The following is an 18919-nucleotide window of genomic DNA, read 5'->3' on the forward strand; positions in this document are numbered from 1 at the left end:
ATGGCCATCGTCGTAAAAAGCCAGTATCCGCCTTGAGAGAAAAGAGAACGAATGTCTCAGACCACCATCGCCAAACGTGCTGTTGCCATGTTCGCCGTCGCTACCGCAGTATTCTCGCTGGCCGCCTGCGGTGCCAACTCATCCGATAAAAACACCTCGTCTTCCAACGATGTTCAAATTATCAACATTGCAGGAGTGACCGGCAAGAAACCGTACACCTATGTTGATGGCGATAATTACACTGGATACGATTTCGAGTTGCTGAAAAAAATTGATGAGAAGCTCCCTCAATACGAGTTCAAATACACGGCCCTTGCACAGGACGCTCTTCTCACTGGCCTGCAAAGCGGTAAGTATGACGCAGCCACCTGCTCCTTCTACGGTACGGCCGAGCGCTTCAAAACTTTCGACTATTCTGAGAATCCGACCGGTCTGAGCGACGCTCGTCTGATCATCCGATCCGACGAGAAGGATATCAACTCGCTGGAAGACTTAGCGAAGTCCGGCAAGAAGCTTGCCCCCATCCCAACCGATGATGCCCGCTATACACTGATTAGCCAGTACAACGAAGAACATCCGAACAACAAGATCGAGTTCGAAGGTGCGACGGAGAAATCCGCCACCGTCGCCGATGTTCTCAAGGCGGTCGGTGCTGGCAAATATGATGCGGCCATCTATCCGTACACCTCATTCCAGAGTATCAAGGATGAGCTGGACCTCGACCTGACCACCACTGATTCCATCGGCTTGTTCCCAACCGTGTTCCTGTATCACAAGGGCGACAGCACCGCCAAGCTCCGCAAAGATATCGATAAGGTGCTGGACGATTTCCGTCAGGATGGCACGCTATCCAAGCTTTCCGAAAAATGGTATGGCGAAGATGTGTTTAGCCTTCCCGGCGCAGACAAGGTGGACAGCGTCATCTACTGGGAGTGACGTTCTCACTCACGGAGAAACAGCTCGCCGTAGACCGTTAGGCTTTGCGGCGGGCATTGACTTTTATGACTCATTTGCGTTAACAAACGATTGGCGGGAACCATGAAGGTGGCCATTCTTTCGGCGGGTAATACCGGTCTCGCCGCGGCTCTGCATTTACAGTCCCTTGGATACGATCCGATGGTATATACACGTGACGAAGCTAAGCTGGCTGCGTTGCGCGACGGGTCCATAGTGTCGGCTGGCTCGATGGAAGGTATCTGGAACATCGACGCCAGCAACGAATTGGATGAAGTTCTATCTAATGCCGACTTCATCGTTATATGCACATGGGCAAATGCCCACAATGACATATTTGAGAGGATCCGTGATTGGGCCCGTACGCACGTTGACCCTATTCGAATCATCATATTCAACGGCAATTGGGGGGCATATGAGGCATTCCAGACGTTCTCGGATGGTCAGGTGATTCAGCCGAGTCGCCTGACCATCGCCGAAACCGCCGGCATGCCTTATGTGGCCGAGCTGTCTTTCGATGGCAAAAGCTCGGACAACGGTATCTCGCTGGAAATCAAAGGAATCAAAACATCCATCGAAGTGTCCTATGCAATAGACCATGATGACGCCAACATATTAAGGAAATTCCTGCACCGCGCTTACAGGGAGGTACACCATTGTGATACTGTGTTCACCTCATCGCTGATGGCTCCGAATCCCATCATTCATGCCCCCCTGTGTCTTTTGAACATGACGAAAATCGAGATGGGATCTGACTACCGTATATTGTCTGAGGGGTTCACCGAGCGCATGGAAAATCTTGTACGTCATATCGATGACGAACGTCATGCACTAGCCGACGCCTTGGGCAGCTCATACACACCTATAGTGAAGCAGCTCAACAGCTTCTGGGGAAGCGACTATGGCACACTCTTGCAGTTGTTCCAGTCGAATTCCGTCTATTCGACGCTCCACGGTCCGAAAGATGTACGACACCGTTTCATTCAAGAAGATCTTCCCTACGGAATTAAGCCAATCGTGGATTTGGGACGTCTGCTCAACGTACCGGTAACGGCATGCAGTGCATTGCTGACCCTTTACGAAGACTATCTCGGTAGACCATTCAATGGCCCCATCTTCAACAAATCCATAGTGGACAAGTTGCGCCAGCCTTCAGCCAATCTTTCATAGACAGCCTCAATGTGGTCAACCATGGGAAGGGATATGATGTCAATTAACGTCAGCGACGTCGTCAAAAGTTTTAACGGGAACACCATCCTAAAATCTGTTTCATTTACTCAAGAAAAAGGGAAGGTGTTTTCCATCATTGGACCAAGCGGATCCGGAAAGACAACACTGTTGCGTTGCTTGAATTTCCTTGAGCGGGCTGATTCCGGCACGATCAATCTGAATGGAAAGACCGTAGACCTCGCCACGAAGGACCATAGAGACATAGCCTACGTGCGTGGCGCAACCGCTATGGTGTTTCAGTCATACAATCTATTCGCCAATCTGACCGCGTTGCAGAATGTCACCGAAGCGCTGATTTACGCAAAGAAGATGCCGAAAAAGGAAGCCAAGCAATATGGTCTTGAACTTCTTGGCAAGGTAGGCCTTGCCAAGAAATCTAACTCATACCCCAAGGAACTGTCCGGCGGACAGAGACAACGCGTAGGTATCGCGCGCGCAATCGCAGTGAATCCTGACCTGCTTTTGCTGGACGAACCCACCAGCGCCTTGGACCCTGAACTTGTAGGCGAAGTGGAACGGGTTATCGAACAACTGGCGGCGGAGGGGCGCACCATGCTGGTCGTCACCCATGAAATGGCACTAGCACGCCGGATCTCATCCAAAATCATCTTCATGGAGGACGGTTCTATTGTCGAACAAGGGTCCCCTGAACAACTGTTCGACCATCCCGAGCAACAACGCACCAAGGAATTCCTCAGACGCTACCGTGGTGAGGACTGAATAATGAATACGTACTTTAATCTATCCGCATTCTTTAATGCCTTTCCCATTCTGCTGGCACGATTGCCATACACCTTAGGCATCGTTCTAGCGTCGGTCTTGATTGGCATGTTCATCGGTACATTACTCACGTGTCTAGGCCGGATCCACAATCGCATGGCCAAAACGTTGATTACGGCATATGTGTGGCTGATGCGCGGTACACCATTACTGTTGCTTCTGTTCATTTCCTATTACGGCTTGCCGATGTTGCTTTCCGCCTCTGGTGTCGACATCAATTCAAGTGACCCGCTAATCTTCGCATTGATCGCCTTTTCTCTAAGCCTATCCGCTTTCTTCGAAGAGACGCTGCGTGCTGGATTCGATGCCATCGACAACGGCCAGCTGCAGGCGGCCCAGTCCCTTTCGCTACCGAAACTGACATACTATCGACGAATCATCATCCCCCAGGCATTGATTAACAGCCTCCCTAATTTCGCCAGTCTTCTAATCACCGCCATCAAACAGTCCTCAATTTTGTTCACCATCGGCATCATGGACATATATGAGAAAGCCATCACTTTGTCCGCAGAAGATTTTGGCCTGTGGCAGTTAGAGATATTCCTCGCACTCATGCTGATTTATTGGATTCTCGCTGTGATCATTGACAAAGCGACCACACTGATTTACTCCGTCTCTCTGAAAAAGGTGGCCTGACATGACATTTGATATGCAGTACGCCCTCGAACATTTTACCGATATCCTTCAGGCCGCACCCGTTGCAATCTGGGTCACCGTTTTTTCAGCATTCCTGGGATTGCTCGGTGGCGCCATCTTCTGCACAATCCGGCTCAATAGCATTCCCCTGCTAAGTACAATCATCGGCCTGCTTGTATCACTGATTCGCTCTACGCCCATTCTTGTACAGCTCTATGTAGTTTGTTATGGAATGCCCCGCATCACGGCCTTGCTCCATCACGATCCCAAACTGGCTGCAAATGTAAACATCTACCCGAATACCGTTGCAATCGTAACGTTCTCGCTTTACGCCAGCGTGTATTTCTGTGAAATTTTCAGGGGAGCATATTACACGGTAGATGAAGGCCAGCGCGAGGCAATCAGGTCACTGAATCTACCACCACTACATGCGTTACTGCGAATTGTCGTGCCCCAAGCAGCTATCAACGCAGTACCTAATCTGTCCAATTCGATGATAGATATGCTGAAGAATACCTCTTTGCTGTATACCATCTCGGTGATGGATATCATGGCACGAGCCACGATAATCGGTTCGGAGAGCTTCAGATTTATCGAAATATACACGGATGCATTCATCGTGTATGTAGGAATAGCGATTGTGCTATTCGCATTGTTTGCTCTACTTGAACACACGTTGAAGAAAATGGTCCCCATTGCGGCATAGCCAGCGCGCAATGATCCGAAGTAGCAGATTGCAAAGCCGTCTTCCATCCGAGGTCACTTGCCATCCCACGAAAAACCACTCGAACCACACACCCTGCAGTATGAGAATTCCTTAACTACCGCTGACGCCTCCTCGACAGCTACTCTCCCAAGGGATAGCCACCACACATAGCACCTTGTCGTCCAACCCACCTTGCGTAGCTTGCAATCGACGGATGACGTTTTTTTGTGGTTCTCTCAGTCATCCAGCACTTTGATGGGATAGCCAGCACATTAGAATCAGCCAATTGCGGTCTGTCCTTCGCATCGCAGGCATTGGCACGATTCATGATCGGCAGGACCTAACTCATCACAGACTGCATTATCATCCGAATAGCAAAAATCCCGAGGAGCCATGCTCAACTCGGGATTATAAAGAGTAAACGCGGCGACGCGCTACTCTCCCACACTCTTCCGAGTGCAGTACCATCGCCGTACTAGGCCTTAGCTTCCGGGTTCGGAATGGGACCGGGCGTTTCACCTAGGCTCTGATCGCCGCAAGAAGAAAGAATACGCGAATCAAGTCTGATTGCCAAATCACGGCGTGTCGCGCACCACAAGACACTCCACAGGCAACAAGCCGTGGCAGAATAAAATCCTTCAAGACGACTTCAATCACTCACGTCAATCCTTTGACACGCCGAAATCAGAAAACGTTTTCCGTTGAAAGGAAAAACGTGCTATCGTTCTAGTCAGTTCAACAACAGCCCGTTGAACCGAAAAAATAGTCAGGCAATGGAGGCTTGCATATGAGCGTTCGCGAACACATCACCGGAGTCGGTCACGTCGGTATTCCCACCAATGATCTCGAAGGCACCATCGCGTACTACGAGAAGCTCGGCTTCGAATGTGAAGGCATTTACCCGAACGGCGAAGACCGCTGCACGTTCCTGCATCTGAACAATCTCACACTGGAGGTGTGGACCATGGATCAGCCGGCGAACGCGACCGGCGCGATCAATCATTTCGCACTTGACGTCACCGACATCGACAAGGCGTTCGAGGAAGCCGAGAAGCTGGGGCTGAACTTCGTGGAAGGTTCGGTGCAACATATCGATACATTCCACGAGAACGGCATCCGCTACTTCAACGTGCTCGGTCCGAACCACGAGACCATCGAATTCTGCCAAGTGCTATAAGACATTCCGGCCGCCACGGCGGCCGGAACACATACCACCCATAAACCGACCGATCAATACATAACCATCATCGAAATCCTTCGATGCGCGTCAAACGCAATGCGCATCGATCTCGTTGGCCTAAGCAAACGCGAATTGCGGGTTACGGCGACAAATCCACCGACATGTGGCACGCACGGTACCACACGCAAGGCGGAACAAGCGTATGCAACAACGTAGCCGTAACGTTCAGGGCCAACCCAAGCTTTACCACCGTTACGGTTGCACATCACAGAAGAAGAAGGCAACCATGACACGGCCAATCGATGCACAAACGATCGACGCCACCAGCCCCACCAGCCCCAACGCCTCCGCAGAACCTGCTTCCGACGGCGCACAGCCGAAAAAACAACGTTGGATTGAATTCCCCGACGGCTATCTCAACCGTACGCCGGTGCTGCAGTTCGCCATGACCTCGGTACTGTTCGCCATCTGGGCGATCGCTTCGAGCCTGAACGACATTCTCATCACCCAGTTCAAAGCCGTGTTCTCCTTGAGCGACCTCGCCACCGCCTTCGTGCAAAGCGCGTTCTACGGCGGCTACTTCCTCATCGCCATTCCGGCGTCGCTGTTCATCAAGAAGTTCAGCTACAAACTTGGCATCATCGCGGGCCTGAGCTTCTTCGCGATAGGTTGCTTCATCTTCTTCCCCGCCTCACGCCTGGTCACTTACGAAGTGTTCCTATTCGCCATCTTCGTGGAGGCAATCGGCCTGAGCTTCCTCGAAACCTCCGCCGACACGTATGCCACGCTGATGGGCCCGAAACGACTCGGCACCGTGCGTCTGAACATCGCACAGACCATGAACGCACTTGGCCTGATCACCGGCATCCTGCTCGGCAAATACCTCGTGTTCCAAGACTCCAACCTGCATGCGGCGATGGCGAAGATGGCTCCGGACGAGGCCAAGGCGTATGGCGCCGAACAACTCGCCCGCACACTGGAGCCCTACAAGTATCTGCTGATCGTGCTGGCTGTGCTGATCGTGCTGTTCGCCCTCACCAAGTTCCCGAAGTGCCGTCCGGCCGCCAACCCTCACGCCCCAGCCACCGAGAACAAGGTCAAGCTGAGCGAAACCCTGCGTTATCTGTTCCACAACCATCGCTTCCTTAAGGGCATCGGCGTGCAGTTCATCTACATCGGCGCACAGACCGGCATCTGGTCCTTCACCATCCGCCTTGCGCTCAATCAGGGCGGCAGCTCGATGACCGACCGCAAGGCCGCCGATTTCATGATCTTCAGCTACGTGGTCTTCTTCGTAGGCCGTCTGCTTGCCAGCTATCTGCTCTCCCGCTCCCGTGAGACCCGCGTACTCGCTACGTTCATGGCGCTTGGCTGCGTGTCACTGCTATGCGTCGCGTTCCTGCCGGGCATGGGCGCCGTGTGGGCCGCCGTGGCCGTAAGCCTGTTCCTAGGACCGGGATGGCCGACCATCTACGCCCGCACCCTGTCCACCGTCGAGGACCGCCGCCACACCGAAACCGCCGGCGCGATCATCGTGATGGCACTGGTCGGCGGCGCCGTGCTGCCGACCCTGCAAGGCGCCCTGTCCGATGCGGTCACCATGCAGTTCTCCTTCATCTTGCCGGCCATCGAGTTGCTGATCGTCGCCCTCTACTTCGTCTCCGAATTCAAGCGCGACAAGTACACGCCACAACAACTCGCCGTCATGGCCGCCACTGCGCAGCAAGGGGCCAAGTAAGTCCCACGACCGCAGGCACATTGCGGCATTTGAGCGGCGCGTTCAGGATATCGTCCCGAACGCGCCGCCGCCATCATTCGGCGACGTTCATGAGATAGAGTTACTGGCAACGAACGCCCATATGTCCCGAACGCCATTCGAACGAAAGAAGGCCGGCAATGATGATCGCTTCCTGCGGCTCGGTTACCGCACTCACTCTCGGCTTGCCGAATGCCACCGCCATTCCCGCCGAAAAAGCGAATCTTCCGAAAGGACTGTTCGCCGCGAAAGTGCCGATTTCCGCCAAGACGAAGCAACGCTTGGTCAACGACATCGAAGCGATTACGATGATTGCGCTGTTGCGCACCTCGAACACCTCGCTTGCACAGGGCTCACGCATTCCGGAAATACTGGTAATCGGTCTGCGACTGCACGGCAGAAACGCCACGATTCCGTCGGAAATCGTCGAACTGATTGCAGCGCAACGCAAGTCGGGCATCGTATTCGTCTGCGTGCACGACGCCGATTTCGAGGGTACGACGCGGCAGGAATGCGCATTTGCCATCCGTCGCGCACTGCCAGGTCGCGCCGGGCATACGCCGACATTCAATGTGTTTTCTTCGGCATGGGCTCCGGCCGGAGAGGCAATGCTATTAATCGACGACCCGTCAGTCGATTCGGTGGATGCGCTGTGGGAGTCGTTGTGTTCGCAGGTGATCTTCGAATCCTCCGACCCTACGAATCTGGACGCACGCATTGTGCGCCACACTCAGGTCGTGCAGTTGCAGGCCGATATCGACAAGCTCACGCGCGACCATCAGCGCGCCAAAAACCCCGAGCAACGCAATGAGATCTTCGCCAAGCTTCATAAGGCCAAGAAGCAGCTCGAGGCACTGAACGCACCACTGGTGCTCTGAGGTCAGAACCCCAATCTCGTGCGTCCGAACTGGTCAAGCCAGCGCAGAATCGCACCTTCGCGCAGGGCCCATGGGCAGATTTCGATCTCCTCGACGTCAAGTGCACGCATGATCTCATCAATCACCAGGCCACCGCCGACGATCTGATACGTGCGCTCCGGCGTGACGCCCGGCAATGCCACACGCTGATCAGGTGAAATCGAGGCAAGGCGAGGCAGCCAATCCTCAAGCTGAGCCCGGGTCATCACCGATGTGTCCACACGACCAGGCTGGCGCAGCACGGCACCAGCCAAGCGAGCCAATGAGCGAATCGTCTTGGACGTGCCGACCGCGTGCATCGGATGCTTCGATTTAGGGAACGCCTCGACCATCGGATCGAGGATCCTGCGAATCTGCTTGCGGGCCTTTTCAAGCTCCTGCGCATCGGCGACGCCGTTTTCCGGCAGGAATTCGCGGGTAACGTGGCCGGCGCCAGCAGGTACGCTCAGTGCCACGGTCGGGTCTTCATCGGAACCCATGGCCACTTCGAGCGATCCGCCACCGATGTCCAGAACGAGCAGGCGTCCGGCATCCCATCCATACCAGCGACGAGCGGCAAGGAAGGTAAGCCGTGCCTCATCGACGCCGGACAGCACGGTGACCGGCTGGCCGATAGTCTCCTCGATGCGGCGCAGAATCTTGCCGCCGTTAGGCGCTTCGCGCAATGCGGAGGTGGCAAGCACGAGCAGCTGGGTGATTTCATACTCTTCGGCAAGCTTCATCGCCTTTTGCACGGCCTCGAGCACGGCTTCGACGCCGGCCTTTCTGATAGTGCCATCTTCCTTGAGGTATTGCATCAGGCGGACAGTGCTCTTCACACTCGCCTCCGGCTCGGGCCGGGCTCCCGGGGCCGCATCAACGATAAGCATGTGCACCGTATTCGAACCGATATCGAGCACGCCGAGTCGTGTAGCGTGCGAGCGTAAATTCACCATGCCTCCATAGCATAGCAACTTAAGCGATTAAGTTCATGTGCGACATGCCCTCGCGATTCTTCCACCGCGCAACGGCCTCTCATATGCCAAACGGAAAGCCGTTTGCCCTCCAGCATTCAATCCGAAGCACCGGGCACATACACGACGGAAACCTCATCAATCAGACAAGTACGCTACCGGCACGCAGCCCGGCCACAAAATCGCCGAGACGCTTCAAGCCCTCGCGCAAAGCCTCGCGGGAGGCCGCATACGACAGACGCACATGCGTATCGGCCGTAGCCTCACCGAAGTCACGTCCCGGAGTCAACGCGATATGCGCCTCCTTCAGAGCACGTTCGCAGAACGTCCACGCATCCAGACCCGTATCGGAAATGTTGAAATACGCATAGAACGCACCATTCGGCTCGACCTCCAACGGCAAACCGATTTCAGCCAGACCGTCAACCACGATGCGCCGACGCTCCAGCAGCTCCTGACGGCGTTCCTCACACACAGCCAACGTTTCCGGCGTAAAGCACGCGAGCGCCGCATGCTGGGTGGGCGTATGCGCGCATAGGAAAAAATTGGTGGCAAGGTCATCCATGGCTTCAAGCGCATATTCAGGCACAACCATCCATCCCAAACGCCAGCCGGTCATGCCGAAGAACTTGGAGAAGCTCGAGCAGACAATGGCATCCGGATCGCATGCCAGCACGGATTTCACATCGGAACCGTCAGGTTCACGATCGGCCAGATCCAAGTAGGTCTCGTCGACGATACGCCATGCACCACGTTCACGAGCCAGCTCGCACACGGCCTTCAACGTGTCGAAGGCGATGGTGGTACCGGTCGGATTCGATGGCGAGGTGATCATCACGGCCTTGGTGCGTTCCGACCAGTATTCCCTGCATGATTCCGGCGTCAGATGGAATCGAGTGGCCGCACTGGTCGGCACATCCACGACTTTGCCGCCGAACGCGCGCACCAGTTCGCGATTGCACGGATAGGACGGGTCCGCAATCAACACCTCGTCACCCTCATTCACCGTCAGCGCAGCGGACAGCAGCAGTGCCGTGGATCCGCCTGCGGTGATCGCAATACGTTTCGGATCGACGTCGACGTGGTGACGCTCCCTGTAGAAGTCGGAAATCGCCTGACGCAGTTCCGGCAGACCCATCGCGGCGGTGTATGGCAGCGGGCGGCCATCGTACTGTTCACGCATCGCATCGCGCACCGCAGGTGGGGCGCCGAAATCCGGTTCGCCCAGACTCAGCTTGACCACGTCGGTGCCGGCCGCGATCATCTCATCGGCCATTGCGCCGAAAACCATGGCGCGGAACGGATTGGCTATTTGCGCACGGTGCGATATCCGCGGCAACGAGGCAGCGGTAACAACGGTTCGTGCGATATCTTCAGCGTTTCCCATATCTTGGTTCTAACGGCGAGACACGACAAGCCAACCCTTTTTCGTGGTAGTCGCCCACATAATGCGCAGGAATTCCTCAAACATCGGGACTGCCTGGCCTACCGTCTTCTACGTCATCATCCCCTACGGCATCATCCCCGACGGCATCGTTAACGTCGCCGGCATCGGCCATGATCTCGCGATATAGCCGTTCGAGTCGCTCCTCACGCACCTTCTTGCCGAGCTCGCATTCCCATACGACAATCACCCGCCAACCCATCGCCTCAAGTTCGGCATGCTGCTTGGCGTCGCGATCACGGTTGCGCAGCAGTTTCGCGCTCCAGAACTCCACGTTCGACTTCGGCATGGCATGCTTCGTACAATCTTCATGCATATGCCAGAAGCATCCGTTGACGAACACGACGGTATGGTACTTCGGCAACACCACGTCAGGGTGCCCTGGATAGCGCTTGTCGTTCTTACGGAATCGCAGGCCCTTGGCGAACAGGAAACTACGCACGAGCGTTTCGATCGACGTGTCCTTGCCCCGAATATGCGACATGATGTAGCTTCGGGTGCCACGTTCGTACTTTTCGACTCTTTTTCCCGCCACGGCCCCATTATGGCAAAAGACCCAGGATCATTCGGCGTAATCTGGTACATAGCAACGCAATCTGGCAAATCAGACGGGTTCAAGGAGGACTCTTATGGCACAAGTGAACGTGGCCATTCTCGGCGCAGGCCGAATTGCGCAGAGCATGGCCGAAACATTGGTGAAGATGGCGGCCGATCCGCGTTATACGGATCTGGTCTCGCCGTATGCGGTCGCGGCACGCGACGGCGAGCGTGCAGCCACCTTTGCCGCACAGTACGGCTTCCCTGTTTCGTATGGCTCGTATGAGGAGCTTGCCGCCGATCCGAATGTGAATCTGGTCTATATCGCGACCCCGCATAACCTGCATGCCGAACAGGCCATATTGTGCATGAGGGCGGGTAAGGGAGTACTGGTCGAGAAGGCGTTTGGCGCGAATGCAGCCCAGACCCGCGCAATGCTCGATGCATCGCGTGAGACCGGCATGTTGTGCGCCGAGGCAATCTGGACGCGCTATATGCCCTCACGTACAATGATCGATGACATTCTCGCCTCCGGCACCATCGGCGAAGTGACGGCCATCAACGCCAATCTGTGCTACCCCACCACGGCGAAGGCGCGCATCACCGATCCGGCTTTGGCCGGCGGCGCATTATTGGATGTTGGCGTATATCCGATCAACTTCATCGACATGATCATGCACAATGCGCCGATTGCGCGCGTGGAGTCGTCGATGCGAGCGTATGAGACCGGCGTGGATGCCCATAATTCCATGACATTCTATTATGAGAATGGCGTAATGGCCACGGCGCAAAGCTCCATTCTGTGTCATTCGGACCGTATGGGCGCCGTTTGGGGCACGGACGGCTATCTGACCTGCGAGAACATCAACAACGTCGCCTCAATCGACGTGCATGACGGCAATCATCAGATCAAGGCCCACTATGACGTTCCGCCACAGCTAACGGGCTACGAGTACGAGGTTGCAGCCTCCGCACAGGCCATGCTTGATGGTCACCGCGAATGCGAGGCCATGCCCCACGCTGACACCCTACGCATCATGGAACTCATGGATTCGCTACGTGCCGACTGGGGCCTGACGTATCCATTCGAAGCTTAGCAATACCCCCTAAAACACTATCTCGCCGCCGCGTGAGCACTTTGCCTCATATGAGAAGCAACCCGTAAGCAGGCATTGACGAAAAGTGCCGATTTTCCGCGCTTTTCATTTTTCCCAAAACGCAGGCAACGCAACTCTTGCTCACACAGCGGCGAGATAGTGTTTTAGGGGGTATGTGGTCATCACGACAACAGGCGGCTACCGTTTGCCGTTACCTTCAATAGCGGCCATGACAGCCAGAATGCATGTCACCGAATACGCCCGGGCATGCCCCGAATGATTCGGAAGACGCGGCCTCTCCTGGTTTTTGCACTGAATATGATGAGCCGCCGCACATGTCGGTACGCATATTCTTTCCTCCCCGTTGTATCCTGGTCCTGATTTCCTCTGACGAAGATGAGAGAGAGCATGACCGAAGCAACACCAGCCAAGCAACAACCACGCAACATCATCAACGTTGTAGGCGCAGCCATCGTCCGCAACGGTAAGGTGCTGTGCGCTCAACGTGGCGAAGGCAAGTCGCTGGCCGGTTTCTGGGAATTCCCCGGAGGCAAGATCGAACCGCACGAAACCGCGCGCGAGGCATTGCATCGTGAGATCGAAGAGGAGTTGCTGTGCGAGGTCGAGGTTGCAGATGAAGTGTGCACATCCTCCTACGATTACGACTTCGGCACCGTTGTGCTTACCTCGTTCGTCTGCTATCTGCTGAACGGCACCCCTCGACTGACGGAACACCATGAAATCCGTTGGCTTTCGCCAGATGAGATGCTCACGTTGGATTGGGCGCCCGCCGACCGCGAAGCGGTGCAACTGATCTGTGCGATGGATTTCACAAGAAAGTGACGGCAGACGATGGCGGACGATGGCTGGCAGCAGAATTCTTCTCTGATCGAATCGCTTCTTTCGGGTTTCGTGGAAAAGAAAGACGATGTCGATCCACAATACGAGCCGATGCTGATCGCGAACCATGATGGCAGGACCATGGAATATGCGATCAAGGATGAACTTGGCCGCAGTCAGAATTTCGACATGTCCGTTGCCTTCGTCAGTCAGGGCGCCTTGCAGACGCTGAAGCAGAATTTCCTTGATTTTGCCGACAGCAACGACCATCGGTCCGGCAGAATCATCACGTCTACCTTCAACTACTTTAACTCCCCGAAGGCTTTCGCCGAACTACTGAAGCTACAGCAGGAAACAGGCATCCAAGTACGGATCTGGCAGCCCGGTCAGACCGACGAGACCGAAAACACCGCCGATTTCCCATATCATCCAAAGGGTTATGTCTTTCACCATTCGGATGATGACGAACCGCTCTACTCCACATACATCGGCAGCTCCAATCTCACCATCAACGCGCTGAATTCCAATCGTGAATGGAATCTGAGAGTCGCAACCACCGATACCAGCGGCCTGGCCGAACAGCTCACTGCTGAAATCAACTCCCAGATCAGCGAATCGAAGCCACTCACCGACGCATGGCTCAAACTGTATGAGGAGGATTTCAAAAGGTACGCGCCACCGCGCCGACCAAATCGCAGGCAGACACAGGATGCAGGAACCATCACGCCGAATGCCATGCAAGTCGAAGCGTTGATGAATCTTGCGCAACTGCGCAAACAGGGCGAAAGCCGAGCAATCATCATTTCCGCGACCGGCACCGGCAAAACATACCTATCCGCATTTGACGTCCGTCAATTCAAGCCAAAACGCATGTTGTACATTGCACAGCAGGAACAAATCCTGAAAAAGGCCAAGGAATCATATCAGAAAGTACTCGGTTGCCCCGCTAAGGAACTCGGCCTGTTTTCCGGCATCAGCAAGGAACACGATCGCAAATACCTGTTCGCGACCGTACAGACGATGTCCCGCCCGGAAGTGCTTGTGCAGTTCGGCAAAGACGATTTCGATTACATTCTGATCGATGAAGTACACCATGCGGCAGCTGACTCGTACAAACGAATCATCGACTACTTCACCCCGGATTTCATGCTCGGTATGACCGCAACGCCGGAACGTACCGACGGAGCCAATATCTTCGAGCTATTCGGCAACAACGTGGCGTATGAGATCCGTTTGCAGCGGGCGCTTGAAGAGAACATGCTCTGCCCGTTTCATTATTACGGGGTTCACGAGTACATTCAGGAAGCCCCGAACGGCAGATTGCTCGGCAAGCAGATCAAGGCGAGCGACTGGACTGAGCAGGAACGCAACGATCTGTCTCATTGGCTCGAGGAGCTCACCAGCCCAAGCCGCGTGCGCTATATCATCGACAAAATCCAGTTGTACGGCGAAGCCGGCACCGACGTGCAAGGTCTGGTCTTCTGCAGTCGGCGCGAAGAGGCGAAGCGCCTGTCCGCTTTGTTCAATCAGCAGATCAACCAACAGGCGGAACGTCCGTATCGCACAAAGGCGATTACCGGCGAACATCCCCAAGCGGAGCGTGATCTTGCCGTTGAACAACTGGAGAATGGCGAGCTGGATTACATTTTCACGGTCGACCTGTTCAATGAAGGTGTGGATATTCCGCATATCAACCAGATTGTGATGCTCCGGCAGACCCAGTCGAGCATCATCTTCACGCAACAGCTTGGACGCGGACTGCGTAAGGCAAGCGGCAAGGATTCGGTTGTCGTCATTGATTTCATCGGCAATTATGCGAATAACTATCTGATTCCGATCGCACTGTATGGCAATACCGGCGATCGCGACGTCGCCCGTAAGAACCTGCAGCGCGAGACGATCGGCATTTCTTCGATCAGTTTCGACAAGATCGCCCGCGAGCGCGTGCTGGCTTCGCTCGATACCGCCGACTTGTCGAATATGCAGTTGCTCAGCCGTCAATACCAGCAGATGCGGTATGAGCTGGGTCGCATTCCGATGCTCATGGATATCGCACGACGTGACGCTTCGCTGGTATACACCATGGCTGCAAAGAATGATGATTACCTATCGTTTGTACGTTCTCGCGAAAAGAGCCTTTCTCGCGGCAGGCATGCGACTGCTTCGTATCTGGAACAACTTGAGCCGACTTCCGAGGTGCACAATGGCATGTTGAAGATGCTGACCGCCACGCAACTTCGTGGATTGCGACCTCACGAGCTGCTGATTTTGGCGGTACTGTGCGGATTGGATTGGAATGCGATTGATCCCGAATGCAGCGAGCGGTCGTCTACAGCGTTTCATTCCGCCAAGACTTTGGATTCGTTGGGCATTGCCGATCTCCAGAAGCTACTGCCCGAGCTTTTTCCTGGCGCCGATAATAGCGAACTGCAGTGGCGGTCCGCATTGGCAACACTTGACTACTCATATTTCATTGCCGCGAACAGCCAGCGTTTTGGGAAGACTCCGTTCATTACCGTCGACAATGGCGAGCGTTGCAGACTCTCTGATGTATTTGTTGAACAACTGGACAATCCGACATTCAACCTGTTCTTTGAGGACACCGTCAAAGCCGGTCTGTGTAACGCACTGACTCTGGAACGGAACGCGGTGAAGCATCGAATCGCGCAAAATCATGGATTTATCTATGGCGAGAAATACAGCGTCTTCGATGTGATGCGGCTGTGTGGCTGGCAAGCCGAGCAGGTGCCGCAGAACGTCGGCGGCTACAAGCTTGACTCTCTCACCAATACGTTGCCGATCTTCATCAAGTACGAGGCGAGTCAATATGGTGATCGTTTTCTTGACTCCGGTGAAATCGAATGGTTCAGCAAAAACAACCGGTCGTTGAAATCCAACGAATTCCGGTGGCTGCTTGATGGAACCGAACGCCCTCTGACATGGCAGGATCGCCACTTTGTGCCGATCTTCATCCGGCGCAAGGCAGAGGAAAAAGAGACTTCATACTACTTTGTCGGCAATGCGGCGTCATTGCATGATGTACGCGAATCCGTCAATGTCGGTGAGGATGGCAAGGAATCCAAGGTAGTCATCTCCACGCTCAAACTCATGAAGCCCGTCGACCCGGAGCTTTACCGCCACCTTACTGGCAAATCCGCACTGTGACTGTTGGGCTCACGAGCATGGACGGGCCGCAACACCATGGACGCGCGGCCCAAACGTTTTACTCATTCATGTGTTTCGAGAAGATGCTCCCGCAGGAATGGCACCGCAGAGTCGACCTCGCCGCGTCTGGTCCCCTGAGTCACATAGCGTCGAACAAGACGTTCGCGAATTCACCTGATATGAGCCTTCATTCACGAGGCCAGCGATACGCCGTATCATCTCAGCCAGACCTGAAATGTTCGTTTGAACAGAAATATAACACATCATCGCAGAAGAAAAAGAACACGCTCAATGTTAACTTTTCTCATATTATTTTATCTGCTATCAATCATTGGAATCACAACGTTTTTCCGCTAATACAGACCACAAAAGGGTGAATTACAGCGTTTTCTTACTTACTGGAGCATGCTATGGTTGTTCTCGGAAGCATTGAGCAACCACTATCACCACACACGCAAACCGAGTTTCAATGTTCATTTTGCATACGAAAAGAACATTAAAACGCACATATCATATGTACACAAAAGTACAAATCCACGAAAGGAACATCATCATGGCAGACGAGAAAACCATCATCAATGTGGATCTCAGCATGTTCGGACAGGATGCCGACGCCAAAACCGCCGCAGCCAACAAGGTCGCCAAGGAGCTCGGCATCAGCGACGAGGCCCTCGCTCAGGTCGAGGATTTCAAGCGCGCCCTCACCGCCCATAATGCTTGGGATCTACCGTTCATGGGCTATGTGAACGAAGATGGTTACGGCTATGCCTACGTGCCGGATGCGGCCATCACCATGAATCCGTACTGGGACGCTCACAAGGAATTCATGAACCTGCCGTATGACGTACAGACCGCATTCGCTATCCGCATGCTGTTCACGCATCGTCCTGTCGACCGTTACGGCGCCGACATGTTCCTGCACTATCATCGCGGCTTTGAAGTCAATTTCGTCGGATCAGGCGCCAACAAGTACTGAGATTCGTCACTCATTGCGCCAACGCAACGTAACGGCGGAAGAATCTCATCACGGAACGACGGAGATTGTTTTCACACGATGTTTCACGCTTGACCTCCCGTGTATTTCCCTAGTGTTGCACCGTCTCATGATGTAGCCTGTACAGTGCATTGCCTGGTCTATTACGGGAAAGGCGGGCGCATGAGCAACGCACACGGCAGAATCAACCGTCGGCAGGAGGTCGATGATCTCATCGATTACGTCAACAATGGTTGGTTGCGAACAGGGGAATTCGATGGTCCGACGTTCCTGTGGAATCATCTGATCCGTGAAGCGTCCCAAAAGGACGCCGAAAATCGCAACAATGTACCTGTGGCGCAGCTTTCCGATGCCGATAACGTAATCAGCATGCCCATGCAATGGTATTTCGATTCCATCGCCGCCATCGTGCCCACCGCCGAACGCACCGACACCGGCGTAGAGATGCCTCGCATGGACATGCCGACTTTTCACCTCGATTCACAGGCCCTTTCCGGCGTGGATGCCGTAGTCGGTAACGCCGTGGTGAGTACGCGCTGGCTTGACGCAGTCGGTAACCTCGCCAAGGCCGTAGAGATGACGGCCCGTTTTGTAGGCAACGTCGCCGACCGTGACAACGAGGGATTCGATTATCTGAAAGATCTCATCCAAAACGTGCGCGTATATATGGATGCCGTGGCCTGCAACGCCGATCCTATGACCGGAGAGCAGTCGCTACGTATGATTACGCAGGTCGCATGCAATGATGACTTCCGACTCAACGCCATGCAAATGGTGGAGCTGCTCTCCTGCGGCCTGTCGTTCGCGCAATGGGACGATACACGCATGTTCGCCTACGATGCATTGAACAAGGCGATGGCCACGATGAGTGAATTCGCTGCTTCCGCAGCAGACACCACCACGGACGCGGAGTCTCACAAAACCAGCGATTCCAATGAATCCACGCCTTTGGCGGAACTTAAGACCGACATAGACCTTTTCCAAATGGATTCCTCGCTTTCCGAGGAGGAGTTGAAGGATCTTGCCATGCTTGATCCGGCGTTGCTGACGGAGAAGGAAATCGCCGAGACTGCGCAGAACCAGTTTGATCATGCCGTACAATTTCTCCGTCATGATCTGATGCGCATCAGCGGCGATGCTGACGAGGCCGATCGCTTCCTGCGGGACAACCACACTTCCGAACCACTCGCCGATGCTTATGCGGCTCGCCTGATTGCCGCGGAACGTTGGCAGGATCTGCTGAATTTCGCGGATCTGGTACAGCGAGACAAGCCGAACCAGTGCACGGTCATGTTCCCTGAAGAGGTTGTGCCCTATGAGTGGGAGACGATTCGCGAAGCAGCATATGAAGCACTTGGACGCCGCGATGAATTGATCGCCATGTATCAGGAACGTCTGGATGACACGTATGGCCCGAACACGGCCCTGAACCACATGAAACTCGAAGCTTGGAAGAACACGCCTGATAGGAATCAGTGATTCCGAATAGTTTCCAGAAAATGCTTACCCTGCTGAAAGAAAAGCAGCTTTCTCTGGCCGGTGCTGTTCAGAACTTCACCGATCCCGGCACAGACAAAAGCTACATGCTATTCCCCATCCGCAGGTTGTGACAGAGAAAGAATGAAAGCACAACAGTTAGATTACAAGAATTATCAGATGCAATGCCCTCTAGAGAACAAAAGAAAGCATATACAAAAAAGGCGGGGTCCCAATGGGTACCCCGCCTGAAC

17 protein-coding genes and 1 rRNA gene are annotated in these 18919 nt (G+C 54.4%); 14 read left to right on the plus strand and 4 right to left on the minus strand.

Going from position 1 to position 18919, the window contains the following annotated elements:
- The first annotated feature begins 51 nt into the window (after window positions 1-51).
- The 5 genes from HMPREF1494_RS09680 to HMPREF1494_RS09700 all read left to right on the plus strand — a co-directional run bounded on the left by HMPREF1494_RS09680 (window position 52) and on the right by HMPREF1494_RS09700 (window position 4306).
- Window positions 52-936: a transporter substrate-binding domain-containing protein gene (locus HMPREF1494_RS09680; RefSeq protein WP_034522442.1), complete on the plus strand. Its 885-nt coding sequence runs from the start codon at window positions 52-54 to the stop codon at window positions 934-936.
- Between the two features lie 102 nt (window positions 937-1038).
- On the plus strand, window positions 1039-2124 hold the full coding sequence (locus HMPREF1494_RS09685; RefSeq protein WP_034522444.1) for an NAD/NADP octopine/nopaline dehydrogenase family protein: 1086 nt from the start codon (window positions 1039-1041) through the stop codon (window positions 2122-2124).
- Between the two features lie 21 nt (window positions 2125-2145).
- The gene (locus HMPREF1494_RS09690) at window positions 2146-2904 is read left to right on the plus strand and encodes an amino acid ABC transporter ATP-binding protein (protein WP_034522487.1); all 759 of its coding nucleotides are present in this window, start codon (window positions 2146-2148) and stop codon (window positions 2902-2904) included.
- A 3-nt stretch (window positions 2905-2907) separates the two neighbouring features.
- Window positions 2908-3600 (plus strand): amino acid ABC transporter permease, encoded by a 693-nt coding sequence (locus HMPREF1494_RS09695; protein WP_034522446.1) that lies wholly within the window; start codon window positions 2908-2910, stop codon window positions 3598-3600.
- A 1-nt stretch (window position 3601) separates the two neighbouring features.
- Window positions 3602-4306 carry an amino acid ABC transporter permease gene (locus tag HMPREF1494_RS09700; RefSeq protein ID WP_034522448.1) on the plus strand — a complete coding sequence of 235 codons (705 nt, stop codon included), beginning with the start codon at window positions 3602-3604 and terminating at the stop codon, window positions 4304-4306.
- A 421-nt stretch (window positions 4307-4727) separates the two neighbouring features.
- Here HMPREF1494_RS09700 and rrf read toward each other — a convergent pair.
- Window positions 4728-4844 (minus strand): 5S ribosomal RNA (gene rrf, locus HMPREF1494_RS09705).
- A 249-nt stretch (window positions 4845-5093) separates the two neighbouring features.
- Between rrf and HMPREF1494_RS09710 the strand changes: the two genes are divergently transcribed.
- The 3 genes from HMPREF1494_RS09710 to HMPREF1494_RS09720 all read left to right on the plus strand — a co-directional run bounded on the left by HMPREF1494_RS09710 (window position 5094) and on the right by HMPREF1494_RS09720 (window position 8120).
- Window positions 5094-5483 carry a VOC family protein gene (locus HMPREF1494_RS09710; protein WP_003839143.1) on the plus strand — a complete coding sequence of 130 codons (390 nt, stop codon included), beginning with the start codon at window positions 5094-5096 and terminating at the stop codon, window positions 5481-5483.
- Between the two features lie 289 nt (window positions 5484-5772).
- Complete coding sequence (fucP, locus tag HMPREF1494_RS09715) at window positions 5773-7224, plus strand: L-fucose:H+ symporter permease (protein ID WP_012902417.1); 1452 nt, start codon at window positions 5773-5775, stop codon at window positions 7222-7224.
- Window positions 7225-7382: 158 nt separating this feature from the next.
- Entirely contained in the window at window positions 7383-8120 is a 738-nt protein-coding gene (locus HMPREF1494_RS09720; protein WP_034522451.1) for a DUF4391 domain-containing protein, read from the plus strand.
- 2 nt (window positions 8121-8122) lie between these two features.
- On the opposite strand, the gene HMPREF1494_RS09725 is transcribed toward HMPREF1494_RS09720, so the two are convergent.
- The 3 genes from HMPREF1494_RS09725 to HMPREF1494_RS09735 form a co-directional block, all read right to left on the minus strand.
- Entirely contained in the window at window positions 8123-9094 is a 972-nt protein-coding gene (locus HMPREF1494_RS09725) for a Ppx/GppA phosphatase family protein (protein ID WP_034522453.1), read from the minus strand.
- A 160-nt stretch (window positions 9095-9254) separates the two neighbouring features.
- Window positions 9255-10499: an aminotransferase class I/II-fold pyridoxal phosphate-dependent enzyme gene (locus tag HMPREF1494_RS09730; RefSeq protein WP_003839136.1), complete on the minus strand. Its 1245-nt coding sequence runs from the start codon at window positions 10497-10499 to the stop codon at window positions 9255-9257.
- Between the two features lie 76 nt (window positions 10500-10575).
- Window positions 10576-11091 carry a very short patch repair endonuclease gene (locus HMPREF1494_RS09735; RefSeq protein WP_231495402.1) on the minus strand — a complete coding sequence of 172 codons (516 nt, stop codon included), beginning with the start codon at window positions 11089-11091 and terminating at the stop codon, window positions 10576-10578.
- A gap of 94 nt (window positions 11092-11185) precedes the next feature.
- On the opposite strand from HMPREF1494_RS09735, the gene HMPREF1494_RS09740 reads away from it, so the two are divergent.
- The 6 genes from HMPREF1494_RS09740 to HMPREF1494_RS11900 all read left to right on the plus strand — a co-directional run bounded on the left by HMPREF1494_RS09740 (window position 11186) and on the right by HMPREF1494_RS11900 (window position 18799).
- Window positions 11186-12190 (plus strand): Gfo/Idh/MocA family protein, encoded by a 1005-nt coding sequence (locus HMPREF1494_RS09740; protein WP_034522455.1) that lies wholly within the window; start codon window positions 11186-11188, stop codon window positions 12188-12190.
- 408 nt (window positions 12191-12598) lie between these two features.
- On the plus strand, window positions 12599-13033 hold the full coding sequence (locus tag HMPREF1494_RS09745; protein ID WP_003839129.1) for a (deoxy)nucleoside triphosphate pyrophosphohydrolase: 435 nt from the start codon (window positions 12599-12601) through the stop codon (window positions 13031-13033).
- A 9-nt stretch (window positions 13034-13042) separates the two neighbouring features.
- A complete protein-coding gene (locus tag HMPREF1494_RS09750; protein WP_034522457.1) occupies window positions 13043-16195 on the plus strand; it encodes a DEAD/DEAH box helicase in 3153 nt (1050 codons plus the stop codon).
- Window positions 16196-16748: 553 nt separating this feature from the next.
- A complete protein-coding gene (locus tag HMPREF1494_RS09755; RefSeq protein ID WP_003845014.1) occupies window positions 16749-17171 on the plus strand; it encodes a hypothetical protein in 423 nt (140 codons plus the stop codon).
- Window positions 17172-17351: 180 nt separating this feature from the next.
- Window positions 17352-18668, plus strand: coding sequence for a hypothetical protein (locus HMPREF1494_RS09760; protein ID WP_034522459.1), 1317 nt, complete (start codon window positions 17352-17354; stop codon window positions 18666-18668).
- Window positions 18665-18799 carry a hypothetical protein gene (locus HMPREF1494_RS11900; RefSeq protein ID WP_269319375.1) on the plus strand — a complete coding sequence of 45 codons (135 nt, stop codon included), beginning with the start codon at window positions 18665-18667 and terminating at the stop codon, window positions 18797-18799. The genes HMPREF1494_RS09760 and HMPREF1494_RS11900 overlap by 4 nt, the downstream gene beginning before the upstream one ends.
- The last annotated feature ends 120 nt before the right edge of the window (window positions 18800-18919 follow it).

Origin of the sequence: Bifidobacterium sp. MSTE12, assembly GCF_000513015.1 — a bacterium.
GTDB classification, from domain to species: Bacteria; Actinomycetota; Actinomycetes; order Actinomycetales; family Bifidobacteriaceae; genus Bifidobacterium; species Bifidobacterium dentium.

Excerpts from the sequence above, each read along its gene's own strand:
- HMPREF1494_RS09680 (WP_034522442.1), top strand. The coding sequence starts at position 52 with ATGTCTCAGACCACCATCGCCAAACGTGCTGTTGCCATGTTCGCCGTC.
- HMPREF1494_RS09685 (WP_034522444.1), top strand. The coding sequence starts at position 1,039 with ATGAAGGTGGCCATTCTTTCGGCGGGTAATACCGGTCTCGCCGCGGCT.
- HMPREF1494_RS09690 (WP_034522487.1), top strand. The coding sequence starts at position 2,146 with ATGGGAAGGGATATGATGTCAATTAACGTCAGCGACGTCGTCAAAAGT.
- HMPREF1494_RS09695 (WP_034522446.1), top strand. The coding sequence starts at position 2,908 with ATGAATACGTACTTTAATCTATCCGCATTCTTTAATGCCTTTCCCATT.
- HMPREF1494_RS09700 (WP_034522448.1), top strand. The coding sequence starts at position 3,602 with ATGACATTTGATATGCAGTACGCCCTCGAACATTTTACCGATATCCTT.
- HMPREF1494_RS09710 (WP_003839143.1), top strand. The coding sequence starts at position 5,094 with ATGAGCGTTCGCGAACACATCACCGGAGTCGGTCACGTCGGTATTCCC.
- fucP (WP_012902417.1), top strand. The coding sequence starts at position 5,773 with ATGACACGGCCAATCGATGCACAAACGATCGACGCCACCAGCCCCACC.
- HMPREF1494_RS09720 (WP_034522451.1), top strand. The coding sequence starts at position 7,383 with ATGATGATCGCTTCCTGCGGCTCGGTTACCGCACTCACTCTCGGCTTG.
- HMPREF1494_RS09725 (WP_034522453.1), bottom strand. The coding sequence starts at position 9,094 with ATGGTGAATTTACGCTCGCACGCTACACGACTCGGCGTGCTCGATATC.
- HMPREF1494_RS09730 (WP_003839136.1), bottom strand. The coding sequence starts at position 10,499 with ATGGGAAACGCTGAAGATATCGCACGAACCGTTGTTACCGCTGCCTCG.
- HMPREF1494_RS09740 (WP_034522455.1), top strand. The coding sequence starts at position 11,186 with ATGGCACAAGTGAACGTGGCCATTCTCGGCGCAGGCCGAATTGCGCAG.
- HMPREF1494_RS09745 (WP_003839129.1), top strand. The coding sequence starts at position 12,599 with ATGACCGAAGCAACACCAGCCAAGCAACAACCACGCAACATCATCAAC.
- HMPREF1494_RS09750 (WP_034522457.1), top strand. The coding sequence starts at position 13,043 with ATGGCGGACGATGGCTGGCAGCAGAATTCTTCTCTGATCGAATCGCTT.
- HMPREF1494_RS09755 (WP_003845014.1), top strand. The coding sequence starts at position 16,749 with ATGGCAGACGAGAAAACCATCATCAATGTGGATCTCAGCATGTTCGGA.
- HMPREF1494_RS09760 (WP_034522459.1), top strand. The coding sequence starts at position 17,352 with ATGAGCAACGCACACGGCAGAATCAACCGTCGGCAGGAGGTCGATGAT.